Raw genomic sequence first — 18,124 nt, 5'->3', positions numbered from 1 at the left:
CGGACGCGAAGGTAAATCAGGAAAGGCTGAAGGCCCTGTCGCCCACGAAGTGACCCCTTCGGCTGTAGCCCTTCAGTTGCATATCCTTATCGGCGATCACAAACTTCAGCGCAACCTCTTCTCGGGTTCCACGAAACGTCGCGCTCAGTTCCAACGGTGTCCCTACCCAAGTTTCGAGCCCATAATCGCCACTGCCGTCAATGATCGTTCGAACAATGAACTTCACCAGAGGTTCTGCTTTACCAACCATCTCGTAGTGTGCATCCGCAGCCGCCGGCCCAATATGCTCGCGCTTCGGGTATTGCGTTGTTGCCGATGGTGCCTCAGCGCCTTCGGTTGAAGTTTTGTTGAGGAGCTGTTTCAAGCTTTCGACGATTCCCTGATAGCTGTCTCGCGTTGTTCCTTTCGCCAATCGTAGCGAGAAGCCCGGGCTGTACTCCCGCATTTCGGCTTCGGTAATGCCGTGCCAGATCGGCAGGATGCGCGTGCGCCCGGGCTCTTCGAGAGCAAAGAGGCTGCTGAGTTCGTATTCCGTCCACTTCTTCTTCGCAAGGAAGGCTTTGGAGAAGACGACGATGCCGTAGATGCAGTTTTTGAGTCCGTGGTCGATAGTAGTGCGAAGATCATTACCCCAGTCGATAGCTGTTCGATCAAGCCACACCCGAATTCCCGCTTCTGTGAGTTTTTGGAAAAGAGTCTCGACGTAAGGTTTGTCTTCTGAGGCATGGCAGATGAAAACGTCCCAGTGCTCCTCGGAGCGAGATGGTTTGGGGAGCACCGTTTGCTGTTGTTCGAGCAAATGAATCGTAATGCTGCTTTCGATCCGGGCTTTCATCAAAGCGGCCTCGCCGCTAGCGGCATCAAGGTACTTGGAATGTTGCTGTGCAGAGCTCCCGACGAAGCTGGAGCATAGGTTTTCGACCATGCCTTGCACTCGCTTTAGTTGCTCATCTACGACAGATGCGCCCTGTTCGCGTAACCATGCGTAGTCCCTGTCGGACATAAATTGCGGCTGGAAAACGGACAGATACGTCGCTTCGAAGAGTTCCTCAATCGTTTGAAACCTAGCGATCAGAGCATCAGCAGTCTTGCGCGCATAGGATGCGGCGCTATGAATGCCTTCGTTCTTCTGCTTTTCGCTTGCGTCGTGAGTCGCTCGAATCAAATCCTCATACAGTTTCGCAGTCGCCTTCTGGAACTTCAGGGTGGCGAGTTGTCGCTTGGGATCAGCTTCGGCGGCTGAGGTCGATGACTCCTGCATTGCTCGGGTTCCTCTTCCTACACAACAATCGTAATTCTAGAGCGCCGCAGGCAGTAAGGGGGAAGGTGCAGGAGTAGGAACTTGACTCCTGCCGCGCAGCCGGCGAGCGGGGGCCGGTAGCAAAGCGGGATGAGGGCTCCGGGAGAAACCGGAGGGGTGTCTCCCGGCTCTTTCGCAGCGTGTCAGAACACAAAGCGGCCCCGGACGAATCCGGGGCCAGAATGAATGGGTTTAGGCTGCTTTCTTTCTTGTCGCCTCTTTCCTTGCCGTAGCTTTCGGAGCTGTCGCCTTCGGCTTGTTCGAACCCTCAGCCTTGGTTTTGACGACCTTGGGCTTTTTCGGCGCGAAAACCTGCTCGGCGTCAGCAAGCACGTCCGGCTGGCTCTCGTGAGTGATGGCGACGTGGTCAGAGAGGACGAGGCGCAAGGCGAGGCCGGTTAGCTTCTCGTCTGCGGTGCCGTCCAATGCAGCCAGCACAATCTCATCGTCCGACTGTTGCGCGTTCTCATCGCCATTTGCGAAGTGAGACGCCACCTCCTCAAGGAAGCTGTAGTCCAGGTGGATGAGCAAACGAAGGAAGACGCGCATCTGTGCTGGGTTGAAAGATGCGGGAGCCTGTTCGATGATGCGCTCAAACGTGGCGACTCTCGCCTTGCGCTGTTTGTCGCGACGGGCTTGCTCGACCTCGTACTCCTTCTGCTGTCGGTCGAATTCGGCCTTCCGCTCCTCGTCCTTGCGCTCCTGCTCGGCCTTGTACTCCGTCATGCGCTGTTCGTGCTCGGCTTCGCGTTCTGCTGCCTCCTCTTCCGTCTCGATCTCCGGCGCGGGTGCCATGGTCGGGACGGGATGGGCGGCGGCTTCGGCGGCTGCCTGTGGGTCATGCACGGGGCAATGTTTGTCCGTGCAAACAGTCAATTTGCGGCCAAGCTGCTTGCCGTAAACGACGATGGCAGGTTTGGCGGCTTCGCACGGCATCACTGGTTCCGCGTCCGGGTTGTCGATCACGGTTTCAAGCTCCCGAACGTGGCCGCGCTGGATGGCTCCGGGTCGCTGTTCCTTGGGATTGCGCCAGCCGTTCTCGATCTGAACGAGTCCGGGATGTGCGGCAATCTCCCGGTCAAGGAATACCTCAACCTTGCCGTGGTAGCAAGCGGAGTCGAGGCACTGGTCACCCTGTACGTCGCAGAAGAGAGACGTGTTGTATCCGCTGCGGCGGGGGCAAGTGACGCAAGCTCCGGCGGCGGGGTTCAGGTTGGGGTCTTCCCGGTCGAATGGCGCATCCGCGAGAGACAGGTAGAGGTTGGCCTGTATCCACCCCGCAACGTGCTTGGCGGGTAGCAGGTGCGGTTCCTTGTCCTGCCAGTCCTTGCGCCAGCACTGCTCGAAGGCTTCCGCCTGGCTCTCCTGCGGGAGACGGGCGATAAGGTTGGCGTGGCTGGCGCTGATGCGCTCTTGAGTGAACGCCTCGGCCACAGTTGGGATGAGTTGGAGAAGAGACAGACGGGCGTAGACGTGGCTTGCGCTCTTGCCTGACTTCTCGACCAAAGCGGCAACGTCGTAGCCGGGGATGTCGAGCAGTCGTTGGAAGCCTTGAGCCTCTTCATAGGGATGCACGTCCACGCGCTGGCTGTTCTCGACTAGCTGCCATTCGAGCGCCTTGGTGTCGTCGATCTCGACGATACGGGCGGGAACGGAAAACAACTCGGCAATCTGGGCGGCGCGGTAGCGTCTGGCTCCCGCGACAATCTCGAAGCCTTGGTTATTCGGCCTTACCGTGATGGGCTGAATCAAGCCATTGTGCTTGATGGAGTCGGCAAGCTCGTACAGCTTGGCTTCATCGAAGGTGCGGCGGGGGTTGGTGGTGGACTCGTGAATGGTATCAACGGCGAGAAATTGGAAGGCTGAAGAATCCTGCATGGCTGCTCTCCTTGAGCGGTTGCACTGCACTAAAGTTGTGGAGCGGACGCGCTTTCCCATCCGCTCCGGGGCGGGAAAGGGTCTAGGCGCGTGGGGTCTGCTGTTGTTGCTCGAAGGCTTCGGCGAAGCCCTGCAATCGCAGGTTGTTGTCCCACACCTTGGCGAATCGCTCGTGCTGCTGGTGCAAGCTGACGAAGTAAATGTAGTTGCCGCTGTGAATGGTGCGGCTCCACTGCTCTACGCCTACATAGTCATTTCGGTAATAGAAGGCATTCAGGTGTGGTCCGTCCGCCATGCCAAGCTCGAAACACATCTCCGGGTCGCGCATCAGGTCGCCGTTCTGTTCGCCGTAGTGCGCGACAGAGATAGAGGGCAAACCGCACGGGCCTGATTCGTCGGTCGCCTCAATGACCAAAGCCATATAAGGCAGGTTCTCGATCTTGAGGTACAGGCCGTGGTGCCACCCTCCGGCCTGTTTGAGAATGCGAAGGATGGTCTGCATTAGGCCACCTTCGCCAGTTCTGCATCGGGCATCTCTGCCTCTGCTGCGGTGGGCGGCTGCAACGCGGCAAGGATGACACCGGAGGTCTGCTGGATGACTTCCAAGCTCTCGATCAAGAGTGAGGCGTTGCCATGATAGAGGTTGATGTAGTCCGCGCTTGCCGTTCCGGTTTCGAGTCCGACGGCCTTACCGATCACAAACGCGATGGCCTCGGCCTCCGTCTCCCGCACAACCTTCGTGGTGGTCGTCCTGCGCTCTGCTTTGTGCAACATCTCGTGCGCGAGTTCATGGACAAGCGTTGAAAACTCCTCGGCCTCGGACTGGCCGGGAAGAATGGCAATCTTCCCGCCGTAGCTCATGCCAAGAGCGGGGGCGATCTTCTCGGTAAAAGCAAGCTCGATGCCCTGGGCTTCAATGAAGGAAACAAGACGGTCGCGGTTGTCGCCGACACTACCGCTCATCTCTCGCATGGTCGGAAGCTCTGCGCCTTCGGTCTGCTCCACGTCGAAAACGTAGGCATTACGAAAGCCAACCAAGACGCGGGTATTCTGCTTGGTGATGTCCTTGTTGGCTTCCTCGTCTTTCTTACGCTTGATGCCGACGATTGGCGCGAGTATCCGAATCCCTTTCTCGCCTTTCTTCACCTTGCGTCCAAGCTGGTTCCATGCGTACAGCCCTGCGACGCGGGTCGCATTCGGGCGCTGCCGCGCAATCTCCAGAATGTTTCCGAAGCTGTAGTTATGGAATCGGCTCATCGCGTCGATGTAGGCGGTGAGCGCGTCGGAGTGTCCAGCCTCAAGCTGCTCGATAAGGCTCTTGACGTTGGCGGCGATGATGTCTTTGGCGGTCTGCCGTTGCTGCGGCTGTTTGGGGGTTTCCTTGATGGGGGTAACGCTGCTGGTGGTGTTCATGGGTGCTTCCTCCTTGGGTGTTGGCCTTTGCACGTCCGCGTTGAAACGCGGCATGTACATGCCGAACGCCACCTGGCGAAGGCGGGGGTAGCAAGGCGCAAGGGGAGGGGTCTCCCCACCGGAGCGAAGCGGAGGCGGCCAAAGGCCGGTCTGCACAAGCGAAGCGCGGAAGATTGGGGAAGCCCCTTGTCGCCGCGCGATCGGGGCAGAGCCCCTTAGCGCACGGTCTTTTCAGCGTTTTTATTCGCGAAGCGGACGGGTACAACGGTGGGCGTTGCGGGCGGGAAAGGCCCGCATGGATGGGAAGCGGAAAACGCCCGGTTGCTGGGCGGTTGCAGCGAGGGAAGGGAGTAGCATCCTTCCCTGCAAAGTCGGCTCGGAGTACATCCTGGTACGCTGAAGGAAGGAGAGAAGCTATGCCTTTATCCGTAACAGACGTGGAGATTTTGAAGGATTATATCGACGGAGTGATGCGACGGGCCGATCATCACGCGAATGAGGTCGAAGAGATAGCCCTAGCCCTCACTGGAGCCATTCTCTGGAAGAAAGATGACGGGAAAGACATACGGGTGATGGAGAAATCGGGCGACACCAAGAACGTGCTTTGGGTCACAATCCGCGGCCAGCAATATGCATTCGCCTACAATCACGCGGCGAAGACCATCGAGATGAGGCAAGGCAACATGCGAGGAGTGGTACTACATTCTTTTTCCAACGCTATGCCGCTCGCGACGCTTTACCAGATCTTTGCACAGTTATAAGGTCGCTCATATTTCGGGCACAGTCCACGAAGTGCGCCAACTTGACGCGCGTTTTTCTTCGGCTCCAACCTCGGTTGCTGAGATTAGGCGGGCACACGTACTTGGATTCGCTGACGGATTCGCTCATATAGTTGAACATCGACCTGATGGCTAAGTTCGACGACCACGGCGAACCGTTGCTGGAGGAAGTCGTCGGCGATCCACTTTCGTTCGCAACGGACAACGAGGTAGTAGGTCTCTCCATACTCGGCGGCTGGGTTCTGCCGCATGGTGAAGATTGCACTCTGTAGCGTTCCGCATTCGCGGAGACGCGACTTCGGGTCGAAGGAACAATCATAACGGCCCTCCAGTTCCGGCAGCTCTCCATCCACCTCTTTATCGCGTTTCTTGTAAAAGTCGATTACCTCTTCAAGACTCTTGCCGCGAACCAGCCGGAAGGACATCTGAACTCCAAGGTAGTCGGCGCGAGTGTGGCGGGTGGGTGGATCGAATGCCAGAGTTACGTGGATCGAACGCGATCCCTTGGTCTCGGAGAATTCGCGCGGAATCGGAACTTCGTAGACGTAAAACCGATCCAGAGCGATAGAGTCGTCAGCGTAGAGCACCGCTCGATTTGTGTCCGACGTAGAAGCGACCGTGGCGTTTGCGATGCCATAGCCGCAGAGGTTCCGAACCGAAGCGCCGCCGAGTCGTTGGAGTCGATCAACCGCAGGTTCGGGCGGTCGAGCAGAGTTAGCCAACAGGGCGCGAAGTAGGTTTGCACTCGCCCCTGGGAAGACCTGTAAGACGATGGCTGCCTTATGCGCGACAAGCGGCGCGGCATACGAGGTGCCTTTGGCGGTAGTGAAGAGCCTCTCCAGGTAACGTGGATGGGTCGTAAAGACTTCGCTCTCGGAGTAGCGGCTTAGACCTTGCACAACCCCGTCGAAAAGGACATTGCCGCCGTCGTCGCATAATTCGGGTTTGATGGCGTCGTGGATGCCCGGCCCGGAACGAGTGAACGGGGCGGGTTCTCCGACCTGGGCAATAGGCCGGACGCTCACCATGCCCGGGCCGTGGTTCGGAACGACGGCAGCATGGGCAATGGCGCCCACGGTGAGTACATTGGCTCCGACTGCTGGTTCCAGCAACCGGCTTTGCGGCTCAAGCAGGTAGCCGGGATAAGCATTCAGATGCTCTTCGGCCTGACCAGGAGGCGGTACATGGCGGTAATTCCCTGTCGCTACAACGATCAAGATGTCGAGTTCCCGCGCCAGCTCATCTAGAACGCTTGTCCACAAGCCGACCTTGCCGCCCGCATAGATGGCGTTGCGGTCGCCCAGCGAGAGATTGAAGATTCGGCATCCGCGCGAGTGGAAGTATCGGATCGCAGCGTCCATCTGAGAGGGCACGAGCTTCTCGTCGTCGAAGTTGCCCTGGTCGTTGACCACCTTGCCGCTAAAGAGATGGATACGGGGAGAGAAGGCTTTGCGCTCAATGCAATCTCGCAGATCCCCGTAGGCCGCAACGCCGCTTACCTTGGTGCCATGCCCGCGTTGATCGTTGTTCCCCAACGTCGCAGGGAAACTCATCTTTTCGACGACGAGCGCCGCGAGGATAGGATGAGCTTCGTTGATGCCTGAATCGAGAATGGCGATTCCCGGTGCATCGGCGGCGGGAGTAGCAATGGCCCCGAGTTCAAATACGGTCGTATTTAGTAGCTGTTCCACATCCTCGTCGATCTCAGGAGGAGTGTCGATCATGCGTACGGTAGGCAGGGTAAGCAGCCAACGGAACGTCGCGCCTGTGCCGGAGACGCGAAGCGCGGTAAAGGAGAGGCCGATATAGCGATCCGTAACATCCCCGCCGTGTTGTCGAATTTCCGTTAGAAGTTGCTCTACCTGAGCCGCGCGTTCGAGCTGCGTCCCCGTTTCCCAGAGTTCGACATCGAGGCGGAAGAACGTATCGAGCGCGAACGAATCCGGGGTTGCAAATCCGTCGGCCTTCATCGCGCTCCCGATTCGGTCCTCCGGGGTCAGAGGACCGAAGTCCTCGATGGCGGCCATAAGGGAGGCATACTGCGGGTTCTTTTTCCCTACGGGTGTGCCCTGTTCATAGGCGGCAAGCCTTGCCCGAAACTCTGTCAACTCGGCGTCGCTGGAGAAGAGCACGACGGAATCGTTGTCATCATGGCCCAGCACGACCAATCCCGCACGTTCCCACTCTTCTTCCGGCAGGACGGTTGCAGTGCGGACGCGCACAATCAGTGCGGGGTCTACAATCGTCGAACGCAACGCCGCATGAGAGACGAGGGCCTCATCGACAGCCTTCGATATCTTCTTGGCTTGTTCCTGATGGTCGCGGTCGGGCCGTGAACCGAATCCGGGGCGCTTACGGCGATCCAGGTCCACTTGCGCTCGCGGCAGTATGAGATGAGGCAGCTCTGGCATTGCTCAACGCCGCTATTGGGGGAGACGTCCGGCGATATCCCTTCTGCGCTTTTCCAGCGCAACACTTTCAAGAAAACGGCGCTTGCTTACGATGTTGCGCTGATTGAGTACCGCCTGGCGGATTGCATTGAGACAGACGCGCTCAATCTCGGCATGGGAGAAGCCGGCAAGAAAATCGGCCACCGAAGCAGGCTCGAAATCGGTCTTGAAGTTGCGGAACTTCAGACTCACCAAGCGAAGAATCTCCGCCTTTGCGGGCTTCTCGAAGAACACGACTTCATCGAACCTGCGCCAGATGGCAGGGTCCAACTGGCGTTCGTGGTTGGTGGCGGCAATGACAAAGCCTTGTCCCCGGAACTGTTCGATCAGCATGAGCAGGCTATTGACGACGCGACGCAGCTCTCCATTCAGGGTCTCATCGTCTCGCAATCGAGCGATCGCATCGAACTCATCGAGAAGCAGCACCACGGGCTGTGCGGCTGCGAAGTCGAAGATCTTCCGTAGATTCGAGGCGGTCTCCCCGAGAAGCGAGGAGACCAGAGTGTCCATGCTTGCGACTAATAGCGGCAACTTGACTTCGTGGGCGAAGACCTCGGCGCAGAGGGTCTTGCCGCATCCTGGAGGTCCACAGAAGAGCAAACGGGACCGTCCGCGCAGGCCATGCGCGCCAAGAACGTCCCTTTGCCGGAACTCGGCCAACAGCGACAGCAAGAGTCGTTGATTATTTCGGTTCAGAATGAGATCGGAGGCACGGCGTTCGGGCTGGATCGTGTCTACGAGCGGCAACTGCTTGTCGCGCTCGATGGGAACGACGGCCAGCTTGCGGGACGTGAAATTGTTCTTGTCGGGTAGCGCGAGCGGTCGTTGCCCACTGCCTAGATTTCTACGCAAGGCATTGGCGAGTACGCGGTTATTTTTGGATTCCTCATCGCGGATGATCTCCCCCGCAACTTCATGGAATGACTGCGAGTCGCCTTGCGAGTAGCTATGAAACAACTTTTTTAACAACTCGCCACGCGGCATGATGGAACCCTCGATAACAGCTCATCCCGGTAGAGGAAGCGCCTCTCTAGTGTACCGGGCTGGTTCGCCTCTCAGTATGCACCGAGAATGGTGCCTTTGTGTATAAGAGGGTACCGAAAAGCTAAGGCGAATACAAGGCGAACAAGAGGCGGGGGCAGCTTGTCGCGATATGAAAAGGCGGGCGTTGGTGAAGAATCGCTCGTCTTGGGTGGCACGCGATACCGAAACGTGTCCCGCCAACAATCGGCAATGACCCTGTAGCGCGTCTGCGAGTACGAAATCAGCGGAGCACAGTTCAGCACGGCGATGATCTCTTCGATGGAATGCACTCGCTACTCATTAGACCGGCTGCCGCGTGCTCATGGCTTCGACGAAAAGCTCCAGTGGGGCAAGGTCACCATTCTCGATGAACTCGATGGGTGCATGGTTCTCAAGGCTCCGATTGGGGGCGTTGAGAAAGATACGGGCGTTGGTTTTGTCGCCGGCATAGAGGTCAACGAGCGCAACCCAGATTCGATATAGACGGCGGAGTTCCCCCTGCAAGCTGCTGGCGTCGGGAGACTTGCGGACGCCAGGCGCCTTCCGGCCAATGGCCTCTGCAATGATCGCAACCGGAACATTGAATTCACGCGCGATCCGGGCCGCGTCCAAGCGACCCGTTTGGGGGTTGAACAGAGCTGGTTCCATAGCCGGTACTGTATGGGCAGCAGACATGAGACACCTCTACCACGTAGGTTATAGGCTCCCATCGGTTGCGTCAAGGTTACTTTATTGTATCGTTTATGTTCCCTTGAAAGCGGCCTGAGTCGGTGCCTCATCAGGCTAAGCAGTTTGCCTAAAGGCCAATGCCCATTCCCTCCAGTTCAATCTCCGGCAGGGCTGGGACAGAGATCGGCTCGATGTTGGCCGATGACGCGATTTGTTGGACGGCCAGACCGGAATCGTCGGAGGTGTAGATGGCGAGATCGCGAAGGTGCGGAGAGAGCCGCGTCAGCGCCTCTTGCTGGGCGGCAATTTGATTGGAACTTCCGGTGACGAGAATGCGGTCAGCGGAGACTTGCCGCGCGTTTTCGACGACATAGCCATAGTCGATGTAGCGAGAATGTTCGGCGTCCAATGCAACAGCCTTTCCGTTGTCCAGTCGCACAGTGATGGCGTTGTCTTCGCCGATCCTCTCCACAGTGGCGAGACTGCCCGCACGGATACGCAGCTCTGGGTTCGCGGCGGTGAACTGGATACGTTCGCCCTGCGCCAGTTCGCGCGACTCTTCGCGGTAGACAGTGCTCCGATCCGACTGTTGCTTGAGCAGCGCCGGATTGTAAGAGACGCGGTCACCCTCGCGGGTTCCGACCGTAAGGAGATTGGAGCGAGCATCGACCGAAATCACGGTGGCGCTGCTGTTGTCGGCGATCCCGTGCTCTTCAGGGCTTCCCTTGCGGTAGTTGATCCGGTCTTCGGGAGCGTAGTTCGCGGCCAGGCGCGGATTGCCGAGGTCCCGCTCGACCAGCACCGGAACGGAACGGCTCTCGGCGGAGAGCCTGCCCTGTGATTGGAGTTCTGAACGGATAAGTTGCGTCAGCTCCCGGCGCTCCGAGGCGCTAGAGGCGACGATAACGGCACGGTCGATCTGGGAAGCATAGTCGAGCGCAATCGCAGCCTGCCGATGCTCCGAGCTTGCGTACTCGTGAACGCGGCCCTGCTGCTTGAGAGATTCCGTAGCGGTGGCGGGGTCGTTGCTCCGAAACGCGCCGACGGCCTGCCGAACCTCCTCACTCGAACTCTTTTGCCTGAAATCCACGGCGGCGCTCTTCGTGATGTCCGACGCCAACCGCTCACCCAGCGTCTCCGCATTGTTCGTGTAAACGCGGGCGTCGTCCGACGCTCGGGAGATAGCGACGTAGGCGAGCCTGGAGTTGATGAGGTTGCGAGAGGAATCGGTGTCGATGTTCGCCAACACCCGGCCAGCGGTGAGGCCCTGGGAACTATGCGAAGTAACGGCGTAGCCGTGGTCGAACTGCCGGAACTCCTCTGGATCGAAGGTCACAATGCGCTGGGTTTTGCTGTCTAACCGAACTGCCATCTTCCCGTCTTCAATGGCGGTGACCGTTCCAAGGTCTCGGTTCGCAACCCCAAGTTCTTGGTTGGACACTGTGAACTGGAGACGGTCGCCTGTGGCGAACTCCCGCTCCATCTCACGGAAGACGTTGACACCCGTCAAGCGTCGCGGGTCGTAGGTCACGCTCGACCCATTCTGCAATTCGACCGTGAGAGTGTTGGCGCGGCCATCGACAGAGCGGACGGTAGCGAAGCTGTTCCGCTCGATGCCTTCAGCCTTGCTCCCGGTGGTGTACTGCAACACGTCGCCGTCGCTGTATCGCGCCGCCCATTTACGATCCGCTCCGGTCATATCAGAACGATGCGACAGCGTCCGGAACATCTCGCCTTTCTCGGCAAGAGTCCCGTTTCGCCGTAACTCAACCCTGACGGCTTCATTGATCTGCTGGCGGCTCCGATTGTCCGGCGAGACGATGATGGTGTTCTCGGGCTGCGCGGCATAGTCTCTGGCGATGGCGGCGATGCGGTCGCGTCCGTCTGGAATCTCCGTGATGCGGCCCTGCTCCGCCAACATCGCAATACCCTTGACCGTCTCGTTGTTCGCAAGATGCTGGACTGCCTTGAGCAGTTCGGGGTCTTTCTGGCGCATGATCCGGTCAAGTTGCGAGGTCTGCATCCCGGCCTCCTGCATCTGTTGGAACGGTCGTCCGGCGTCCACGCCCTGATGCTGACGGGTGTCTCCGATGACGAGTACACGGTCCTCTGGATTGAGCTTGCCGAGGAACGACCTCATCTGCTTTGTGCTGGCGAGACTCGATTCGTCCAGCATGTAGAGATGCCGATTGGCGGTGTCGGCGCTCGGGTGATTGTGCCCACGGGCAAGGAAGCTTTGGAGGGTCGTGGCGTCAATTCCTGCCTCGCGAAGCTGGCCTGCCGCCTTGGAAGTTGGGGCGAATCCTTCGACGATGTAGCCGCTGGCTTCCGCCCCTTCGCGGATGGTCTGGAGGGTCGTGGTCTTGCCGGTGCCGGCCAATCCCTGCAAGCCGTGAATTCGGTCGGAAGAGTTGAGGACTTCCTCAATGACCCGACGCTGCGAGTCGTTCATAAAGGATCGTGTGTTGGCCTGGTCTCGCGCCCGCTCCGCAGTCATCATCGGCTCAACGGCGTTCCGCCCCTCCAGGACATAGCGGATGTTGACCCGCTCGGCTGCAATGGTTTCGGGGGTGGTGAAGCTGCGAGCTGAGTCGTACTTCATGCCCTGCACACTGCGGAACTCTCCCGACTTGCGACGGCTATCGAACTCTGCTCGGATGTCCCGGTAGGATGCCTCTCCCATCCCGCGACGGAGGGCGTCGCGGAGAATCGCTCGCTCGTCCGCCACAGCCTCGCGCTCGAAGATGCTGTCGCGGGCGAACGTCACGGCTTCTTTGGCGAGGGTCTTCTGCTCTGGGTCCTTGGCCTGCTGTTCGGCGCGTTGGCGGGCGGCGGCGATCACCCGCTGAGGCTGATTTCCGAAGGCGGCGGCCATATCTTTGTGTGCCGCTAGAACCTCTTCAGCGGAGAGCGTCTGCTTGCGGTCGCGGGTGGAGTGCGCCGCGATCTGAGCAGCCTCCGGGCCGCTGTAGCCGCTTTTTTCGAGTTGCTCTTTAATCTGTCTGGATCGGGGGCTGGAGGCGTCAAGATATTCCTGCGAGTAGCCTTTGATCTCCGGCGCGCCGCTCCTGCCGGACTCGATTTCATAGCCGAGACTGCGGAGTTGGTAGGTGAGGGCGGACTGGTAGACCGCCGTCGCATACTGTTGGCTCTCGAAGAAAGCGCGTTCCTGCAAGGCTCGGGTCGAACCATCCGCCCGCTCGGTGACGTTGAAGATGACGGCGTGGGTGTGGAGCTGCGGGGCGGCGTAGCCGTCCACCGGACGGGCGGTGTCGTGCTCGAACTTCGCGGCGATGAACTTGGCCGTAGTCTCGGCGGGATTGTTGCCGCCGATCCGCGCCTGGGTATACCGCTCCAACTCCTCCAGCGCGATCGTGACGGCGGCGCGATGCGCCTCCCGGACCCGATCATCGCCACCGACCAGGGCGGTGAGCGAGACAGACTTGGGGGCGGAGAACGTCGCATCCCAACCCGCCCGGTGCTCAACCGCCTTGGTCGTCGTGCCGTCCGCATTCTTGTATTCCTGAGCCACGCGGTGCCTCACCATCGGCTCCTCGGTCTGCGGATGAACGCCCTCCGCGAGACGCGAGAACTCCAAGGGAGCGACCTGTCCCTTGAGTCCAAGCGAGGCCGCAAGTTTGCCCTGCCACTCGCCTTTCACCTCATCGCCCTGCCCGTAATAGCTCTGGGACTTCGAGGTGAATTCCAGCTTGTGGTACTTCTGGGCCTGACCGGAACTGAGGGCCTTCGAGACGGTCAGCATGGCTAGAAGATTCCATGATGCACGGCGTGGTCGTGCTCTTCAGAGTGAGTCGGCAACGCTAACTCATACTGCTGCCGTACTACGATCTCAGGCTCAGTCGTGGCATCGACAACCTGATCCTCGGCAACAGTTTGAGGCCGTTCATGCTCGTTCTGCTGAGACGACGGAACTGGCTGCGGTGTCCTCTTGTGAGCGAGTGGTGCGCCCTGTCCAGCCTGCGTCTCTGACGTCGGAGCGGATTCCGATTCTTCCATTACCGGAGTGTGTGGACGGCGCGGCTGCAACGTATCGGGATCGAAGCTCATCTCCCCATCCGCCGACTTCCGGGGTACGAACCCAGCCGTTGGCGTGGGCAGGTCGAGATAGTCGAAGTCGAATCGCGCAACACTGTTTCCGAGCTTAAGATAAGCGTGGTGGTCGTCCAATCCGCTGATCTCCGATCCCATGACCAGCGGCTCAATCTGCCGGTCTACCGTGAAGTTCTTGCCTGAACGTGAGCCGTCAAACTTTGTCTCCTTGAGCCGTTCGATCTCGACTTTGCCGATGGCCTCAGAGATCCATTCCGCCGCCTTTGGCTCCGCCGTCTTCATGAAGATCTTCGTAGCGGGCTGCGACAGCATGACCTCTGCCAGATGGCCGTATGTCACCTCAAGCTGAGCTTTCCCTTGGAAGCCGAGCACGAGCGGATTCTTGCTCTTCCGGTTCTCGGTGATAGCGGTATGGAGCTGCGGAAGCTTCTGCAAGCTCGCCAACTCGTCGATCACGAACCATACCGGCTTCTGGCCTGGTTGGGGCGCACTGAGTAGCCGCATGACCAGAAGGTCAATCCACAGCGAGTGCAGAGGACGAAGTGTTTCACGTTCTGGCGGACGGGACGTGATGAAGATCCAACCCTTGCGATCCTTCGCCCATGTCCGGGCATTCCAGGTTCGGGCTGTCTGATCCTTCTCTGGCAGAAGACGGAAGCACTTCGCGACCAAACCGAGCGAAGCAAGGACGCCCGCCCGCTGGGGACCGGCCTTCCGGTCGATGTAGAAAGACATCTCCGTGCCAGCCACCAATTTCTCCAGCGTATCGCTGCTTGCCATCCACTCTGCGAGTTGATGGGGCGTCGGCCCTTTCTTCAAGAGATGGGCGAAAATCTGTGCCGGCGTCTGATGGAAGAACTCATCCTTGGCGTCTGTCGTGGGCTGATAGAGCGAAGCTGCGATAGCATCGGCCTCGGCGTTGGAGGCCATTTCGTGAGCCGGACCCCAGTAAGGGCATCGCTCGTCAAGCGGGTTCAGAACGATGTCGCCGCGTCCCTCATCGTAGAACCGCTGGAGGTACTCGCAGGCTGGATCGTAGACGATGGCGGAGTCGTCGCGTTCCCGAATCTGGCGCAGGATTTGCATGATGAGCTGGGTCTTCCCGACGCCCGTGTCGCCCATGATTTGGAAGTGCTGCGCTTCTTTTCGTGCTGGAATCCGCATCATCTTCCCCAGCTCGGTCGTCTTGAAGCCGATGCCATCGCCCTTCTGCTGGCGGTTGAATTCCTCGGGCGAAAGCAACTGCGGGCCTCGCAAGATGCGCCCATACTTCATCTGTTTGAACCGCTTGATGTCGCGGGGTACGGCGAACCAGAGCATCGCAGTAAGGCACACGGCACCTTCGATCAGTGCCACTGAAAACAGTCCGAATAGACCCCTATCTTCATAGACCGCTTGGCGAAGCCACCGGTGGAGCGACACGTCGGCGAGCTTTTGCTCCGGCCCGCGATAGAACCAGCGGTAGCCCTGGAGAGTGGCAATTTCTGAAAGGGCTACGGGCACTGTCTTGCCGTTCGGAAGCGTCGTTTCGCCGGGAACGAAGTCCACCGGAAATGCCAGACGGGGCTTGCCTTTGCCGCCACCCAGATAGAGCAGGCGATAGCCTTCATGGGCATTGAATGTGCCGCCTATCTGGGAGCGAACGTACTCCGTCATGTAGCTCCTCTGGAGTGGCGTCATGGAAAACGTGAACCGCTGCCAGATGAAGAGGCAAGTGCATAGCAGGGCCGTCGCAACGGCGGTGTAGCTCAGCATCGGAACATGCGGAGGCCAGATGATCGTCTCTTTTCTTCCCCATTGGGTCGCCATGATTACAACTCCTTCGGTGTTGCTTTGGTGTACTGCTGCTGGATTTCTTGGGCGACCTTGCGCTTGTCGGAGCGCACGGTCGCGCTGATACGAGTGAAGTCCTCGGGCGTCACGACCTGTCCCATAGCAAGTGGCTTGAGCAGGTTGAGCAGGATCATCCGCGTGGCGATGAGTTCGGTGAATAGCGCGTCGTCCGCAGAGCGGCGGGCCTCGCGCAGAAGAATCTCCCGCGCCCACTCGCCGAGCGCCCTGCCATCCGAACGGGCGGCTCTAAGCAGGTCACGGTGTTCCTCTTCCGTGACCCTTGCTTGCGCCACGCACGAACGCGCCGACCTGCTTTGAGAACGGGAGAGACGGCCTTCTAGATGCAAGTTTGGCGCTCTCTTCGATGTGTTCATAGCTGTCCTCCAAGGCCGTATGCAACTGCATACGGCGGGGTATTCAGTTGCATACGGGGTGCGGGTAAGTGGCTCATTCGGGGCGTGTATACATCTGCATACGCTTGTCGCCTCAAACGCCACCCTACGAGGGATGGAGTGTCAACATTCTTCCGGTGCGCAGCACCGTAGTGCTTTTGCCCCGGAATGAAATGGAGGATCAGGCGCCTTTCGCCTGCGATGACGGAGCGGCAACGGATGCTGGGAGAGGCTTCTGAGCCACTGGCTCAGAAGCCTCAGCAGCCGGAACCTTCCGAATGCGAAGAGTCGAGACGACCTTCCGGGCTTCCGGTGTCTTGAGGAAGTCCTGGAAGTCGCGGTCTTTGCTGAAGACATAGGCGAGGGCTTGCTCGACTACATCGTCGGCGCAAGCGCGAATGAAGGCGGCGTATTGATCGACCTGGGTGGCGGTTGTGTCAGTGAGCCGGATGGACGCGCTGATCTGACGGGTTTGGACGACTTCAAGCAGTGGCATGGTGGTTCTCCTTTGGGTTGTGAAGTGAAATAAACTTTGCGCGCGCAATCATCCGTTGCGCTGTGCTCGCAATCTCTCGCGCTCTCGAAGAACAAAGGACCGCTGAAACCTCGCCGGAACGACGGTCTTCTAGCATGGCGATTACGTCCTCGATCGCCGCGCCTTCCGTCAACGAGAGCCGCGCTGAGGCGATGTCGATAGTGCGTTGCGCATAATACAGAGGATTGGGCTTATCGGAACGCCGCGACGCCAGCATTGCCGTCAACTCCCCGGCATCGACTCCGAGCGAGAGATGATGAACAGCCCATGCCCAATCCTGCTCGGAGAGTGTGTTCTTGCTCGTGGGGTATGTACGGGCAATTCCGCGAACAACTTGCCCAGAGCCAAGCAGTGAGTCATCCAGCCTGAAATCGTCGGGACTGTAAGTGCAATCGTTGGGGTATTCGACCGTGACTGGGTGAGCGGGATCGTACTTGCAGTTGCGGAATCCTGGCACGCGGAGAACACGGTTGCGGTCGGTGCAGGCGGAATCTCCACCGAAGGTCATTGCCAGCAACTTAAGCGTGTTCTCCTGCTGCTCGAAGCCAAAACCTTCGACCCGCCAAAGAACTTGGTACTTGTCCGGCGATGTCGAGAGGATCGCGGTCGGAACCGGCACGGCCTCCGACTCCATCAGCGTAAGGATTCTGTTCTCACCGTCCACGTCTATGTCGAGGTAGAGATGACGAATCTCCGCGATGCAATCCTTCGTCCGCTTGCGACTGCCCGCACGGAGCGGATTGGCGGCGACATAGACGTTCGCGCCCTTGTGGTTTTCATAACGCAGCCACGCAAGATAGCGCGGTGCGATGGCCTGCTCCAGCCGCACGATGCGCTGCGTCGTCGATGCTGGATTCTCCCTGCGGAGCAGGAAGGCAATCGTCTCTTCGGGAAGGAAGCATCGGTTTAGGAATTCATGCGCGGACTTCGTGTTCATTGCGGGCGTCTCACAGGGTTGGAAGCCCGGCGTCTACCGGGCTCCCGAGTTGATGGAAGGAAAGCGGCTTATGCGGCCGCTTCCTCCGGGGTCTGGTCTACCGCTTCCTGCTCGTCGGAGCCGGCCTTCTCGGCCCTGTCCAGCTTGAGAATCGACTTCACCCGGATCTCCCAGATAGTCTTCTTCTGGGCGGCCTTCTTGCCGACCTTCTTGGTCTCGTACTCCCGGCTGCGCAGCTCGCCCTCCACCTGCAAATGAGCGCCCTTCTTCAGCGTCCCGGCGAACTCCGAGAGCTTGCCGAAGACAACGCAACGGTGCCATTCGGTGTGCGAGATGTACTGGCCGTCCTTCTTGTAGGAACTCTTGGTCGCCAGCGAGAGAGTGGTGAAGCTGCGGTTGTCATTGGTGCGAACCTCTGCGTCGCTGCCGAGGAAGCCGATGAGGGTGACTTTGTTCTGGTACATGGTGGTGATCTCCGTTTCGTTTATTTCCCGTATCCTGCTCGGGTCACACATGGCAAAGCCAGCGAGTGGCCCCGGCTCCCAAGGCCGAAGCTCTGCATTTGCGGAGGGTCCGGCGAAGCTGGAAACCGTAACCCGAAGGGCGACGAAGTCGAAGCAGAAGAGCGAGCCTGCCGCAGGGCGCCGGATAGGCCCGAAGCGTGATCCCGAGCAGAGGACGGGATACGAGGCGGATGAATCCCTCTGGACCGAAGTCATCCTCTCGCTTCTCGGCGGCGGATGTTCGCCCAAACCGCTGCTCATAACTGCTGGCTAGAGTTCCGCAGAAGGACGGCCTTTCGCCACCTCCGTTGCGCTCTTCGCTGCTCAGTGACGGTGCGCTG

General features: G+C 59.2%; 15 protein-coding genes. 2 read left to right on the top strand and 13 right to left on the bottom strand.

The window, feature by feature from the left end; translation table 11 throughout:
* Positions 1–16: 16 nt before the first annotated feature.
* The 4 genes from BM400_RS13325 to BM400_RS13310 all read right to left on the bottom strand — a co-directional run bounded on the left by BM400_RS13325 (position 17) and on the right by BM400_RS13310 (position 4,591).
* A complete protein-coding gene (locus BM400_RS13325; RefSeq protein ID WP_089839616.1) occupies positions 17–1,261 on the bottom strand; it encodes a toll/interleukin-1 receptor domain-containing protein in 1,245 nt (414 codons plus the stop codon).
* A gap of 231 nt (positions 1,262–1,492) precedes the next feature.
* Positions 1,493–3,178, bottom strand: coding sequence for a ParB/RepB/Spo0J family partition protein (locus tag BM400_RS13320; protein WP_089839615.1), 1,686 nt, complete (start codon positions 3,176–3,178; stop codon positions 1,493–1,495).
* An 82-nt stretch (positions 3,179–3,260) separates the two neighbouring features.
* Positions 3,261–3,680, bottom strand: a complete 420-nt coding sequence (locus BM400_RS13315) for a DUF6908 domain-containing protein (protein ID WP_089839614.1) — start codon at positions 3,678–3,680, stop codon at positions 3,261–3,263.
* A complete protein-coding gene (locus BM400_RS13310; RefSeq protein WP_089839613.1) occupies positions 3,680–4,591 on the bottom strand; it encodes an ArdC family protein in 912 nt (303 codons plus the stop codon). Before BM400_RS13310 ends, BM400_RS13315 begins: the two co-directional genes overlap by 1 nt.
* Positions 4,592–5,007: 416 nt before the next feature.
* Here BM400_RS13310 and BM400_RS13305 point away from each other — a divergent pair, with 416 nt between their 5' ends.
* Positions 5,008–5,352, top strand: a complete 345-nt coding sequence (locus BM400_RS13305; protein ID WP_089839612.1) for a hypothetical protein — start codon at positions 5,008–5,010, stop codon at positions 5,350–5,352.
* A gap of 83 nt (positions 5,353–5,435) precedes the next feature.
* Here the strand turns inward: BM400_RS13305 and BM400_RS13300 are convergent, their stop codons facing one another.
* The 9 genes from BM400_RS13300 to BM400_RS13260 all read right to left on the bottom strand — a co-directional run bounded on the left by BM400_RS13300 (position 5,436) and on the right by BM400_RS13260 (position 17,744).
* Positions 5,436–7,742, bottom strand: a complete 2,307-nt coding sequence (locus BM400_RS13300; protein WP_175529024.1) for a S8 family peptidase — start codon at positions 7,740–7,742, stop codon at positions 5,436–5,438.
* Between the two features lie 51 nt (positions 7,743–7,793).
* A complete protein-coding gene (locus BM400_RS13295) occupies positions 7,794–8,804 on the bottom strand; it encodes an AAA family ATPase (RefSeq protein ID WP_089839610.1) in 1,011 nt (336 codons plus the stop codon).
* Between the two features lie 339 nt (positions 8,805–9,143).
* Complete coding sequence (locus BM400_RS13290) at positions 9,144–9,491, bottom strand: antitoxin Xre/MbcA/ParS toxin-binding domain-containing protein (protein WP_175529023.1); 348 nt, start codon at positions 9,489–9,491, stop codon at positions 9,144–9,146.
* Between the two features lie 148 nt (positions 9,492–9,639).
* Positions 9,640–13,275 carry a MobF family relaxase gene (mobF, locus tag BM400_RS13285; RefSeq protein WP_089839608.1) on the bottom strand — a complete coding sequence of 1,212 codons (3,636 nt, stop codon included), beginning with the start codon at positions 13,273–13,275 and terminating at the stop codon, positions 9,640–9,642.
* 2 nt (positions 13,276–13,277) lie between these two features.
* Entirely contained in the window at positions 13,278–15,392 is a 2,115-nt protein-coding gene (locus BM400_RS13280) for a type IV secretion system DNA-binding domain-containing protein (protein ID WP_089839607.1), read from the bottom strand.
* 2 nt (positions 15,393–15,394) lie between these two features.
* Entirely contained in the window at positions 15,395–15,709 is a 315-nt protein-coding gene (locus tag BM400_RS13275) for a hypothetical protein (protein ID WP_141223921.1), read from the bottom strand.
* Positions 15,710–15,989: 280 nt separating this feature from the next.
* Positions 15,990–16,304, bottom strand: coding sequence for a hypothetical protein (locus BM400_RS13270; RefSeq protein WP_089839605.1), 315 nt, complete (start codon positions 16,302–16,304; stop codon positions 15,990–15,992).
* A complete protein-coding gene (locus tag BM400_RS13265) occupies positions 16,291–17,280 on the bottom strand; it encodes a DNA-primase RepB domain-containing protein (protein ID WP_089839604.1) in 990 nt (329 codons plus the stop codon). The genes BM400_RS13270 and BM400_RS13265 overlap by 14 nt, the downstream gene beginning before the upstream one ends.
* A gap of 68 nt (positions 17,281–17,348) precedes the next feature.
* Entirely contained in the window at positions 17,349–17,744 is a 396-nt protein-coding gene (locus BM400_RS13260; RefSeq protein ID WP_089839603.1) for a single-stranded DNA-binding protein, read from the bottom strand.
* A 49-nt stretch (positions 17,745–17,793) separates the two neighbouring features.
* Between BM400_RS13260 and BM400_RS22085 the strand changes: the two genes are divergently transcribed.
* Positions 17,794–18,057, top strand: a complete 264-nt coding sequence (locus BM400_RS22085; RefSeq protein WP_175529022.1) for a hypothetical protein — start codon at positions 17,794–17,796, stop codon at positions 18,055–18,057.
* Positions 18,058–18,124: the final 67 nt, after the last annotated feature.

This window comes from Granulicella pectinivorans (genome assembly GCF_900114625.1).
GTDB classification, from domain to species: Bacteria; Acidobacteriota; Terriglobia; order Terriglobales; family Acidobacteriaceae; genus Edaphobacter; species Edaphobacter pectinivorans.
This window is presented reverse-complemented; position numbering and strand designations above follow the sequence as displayed.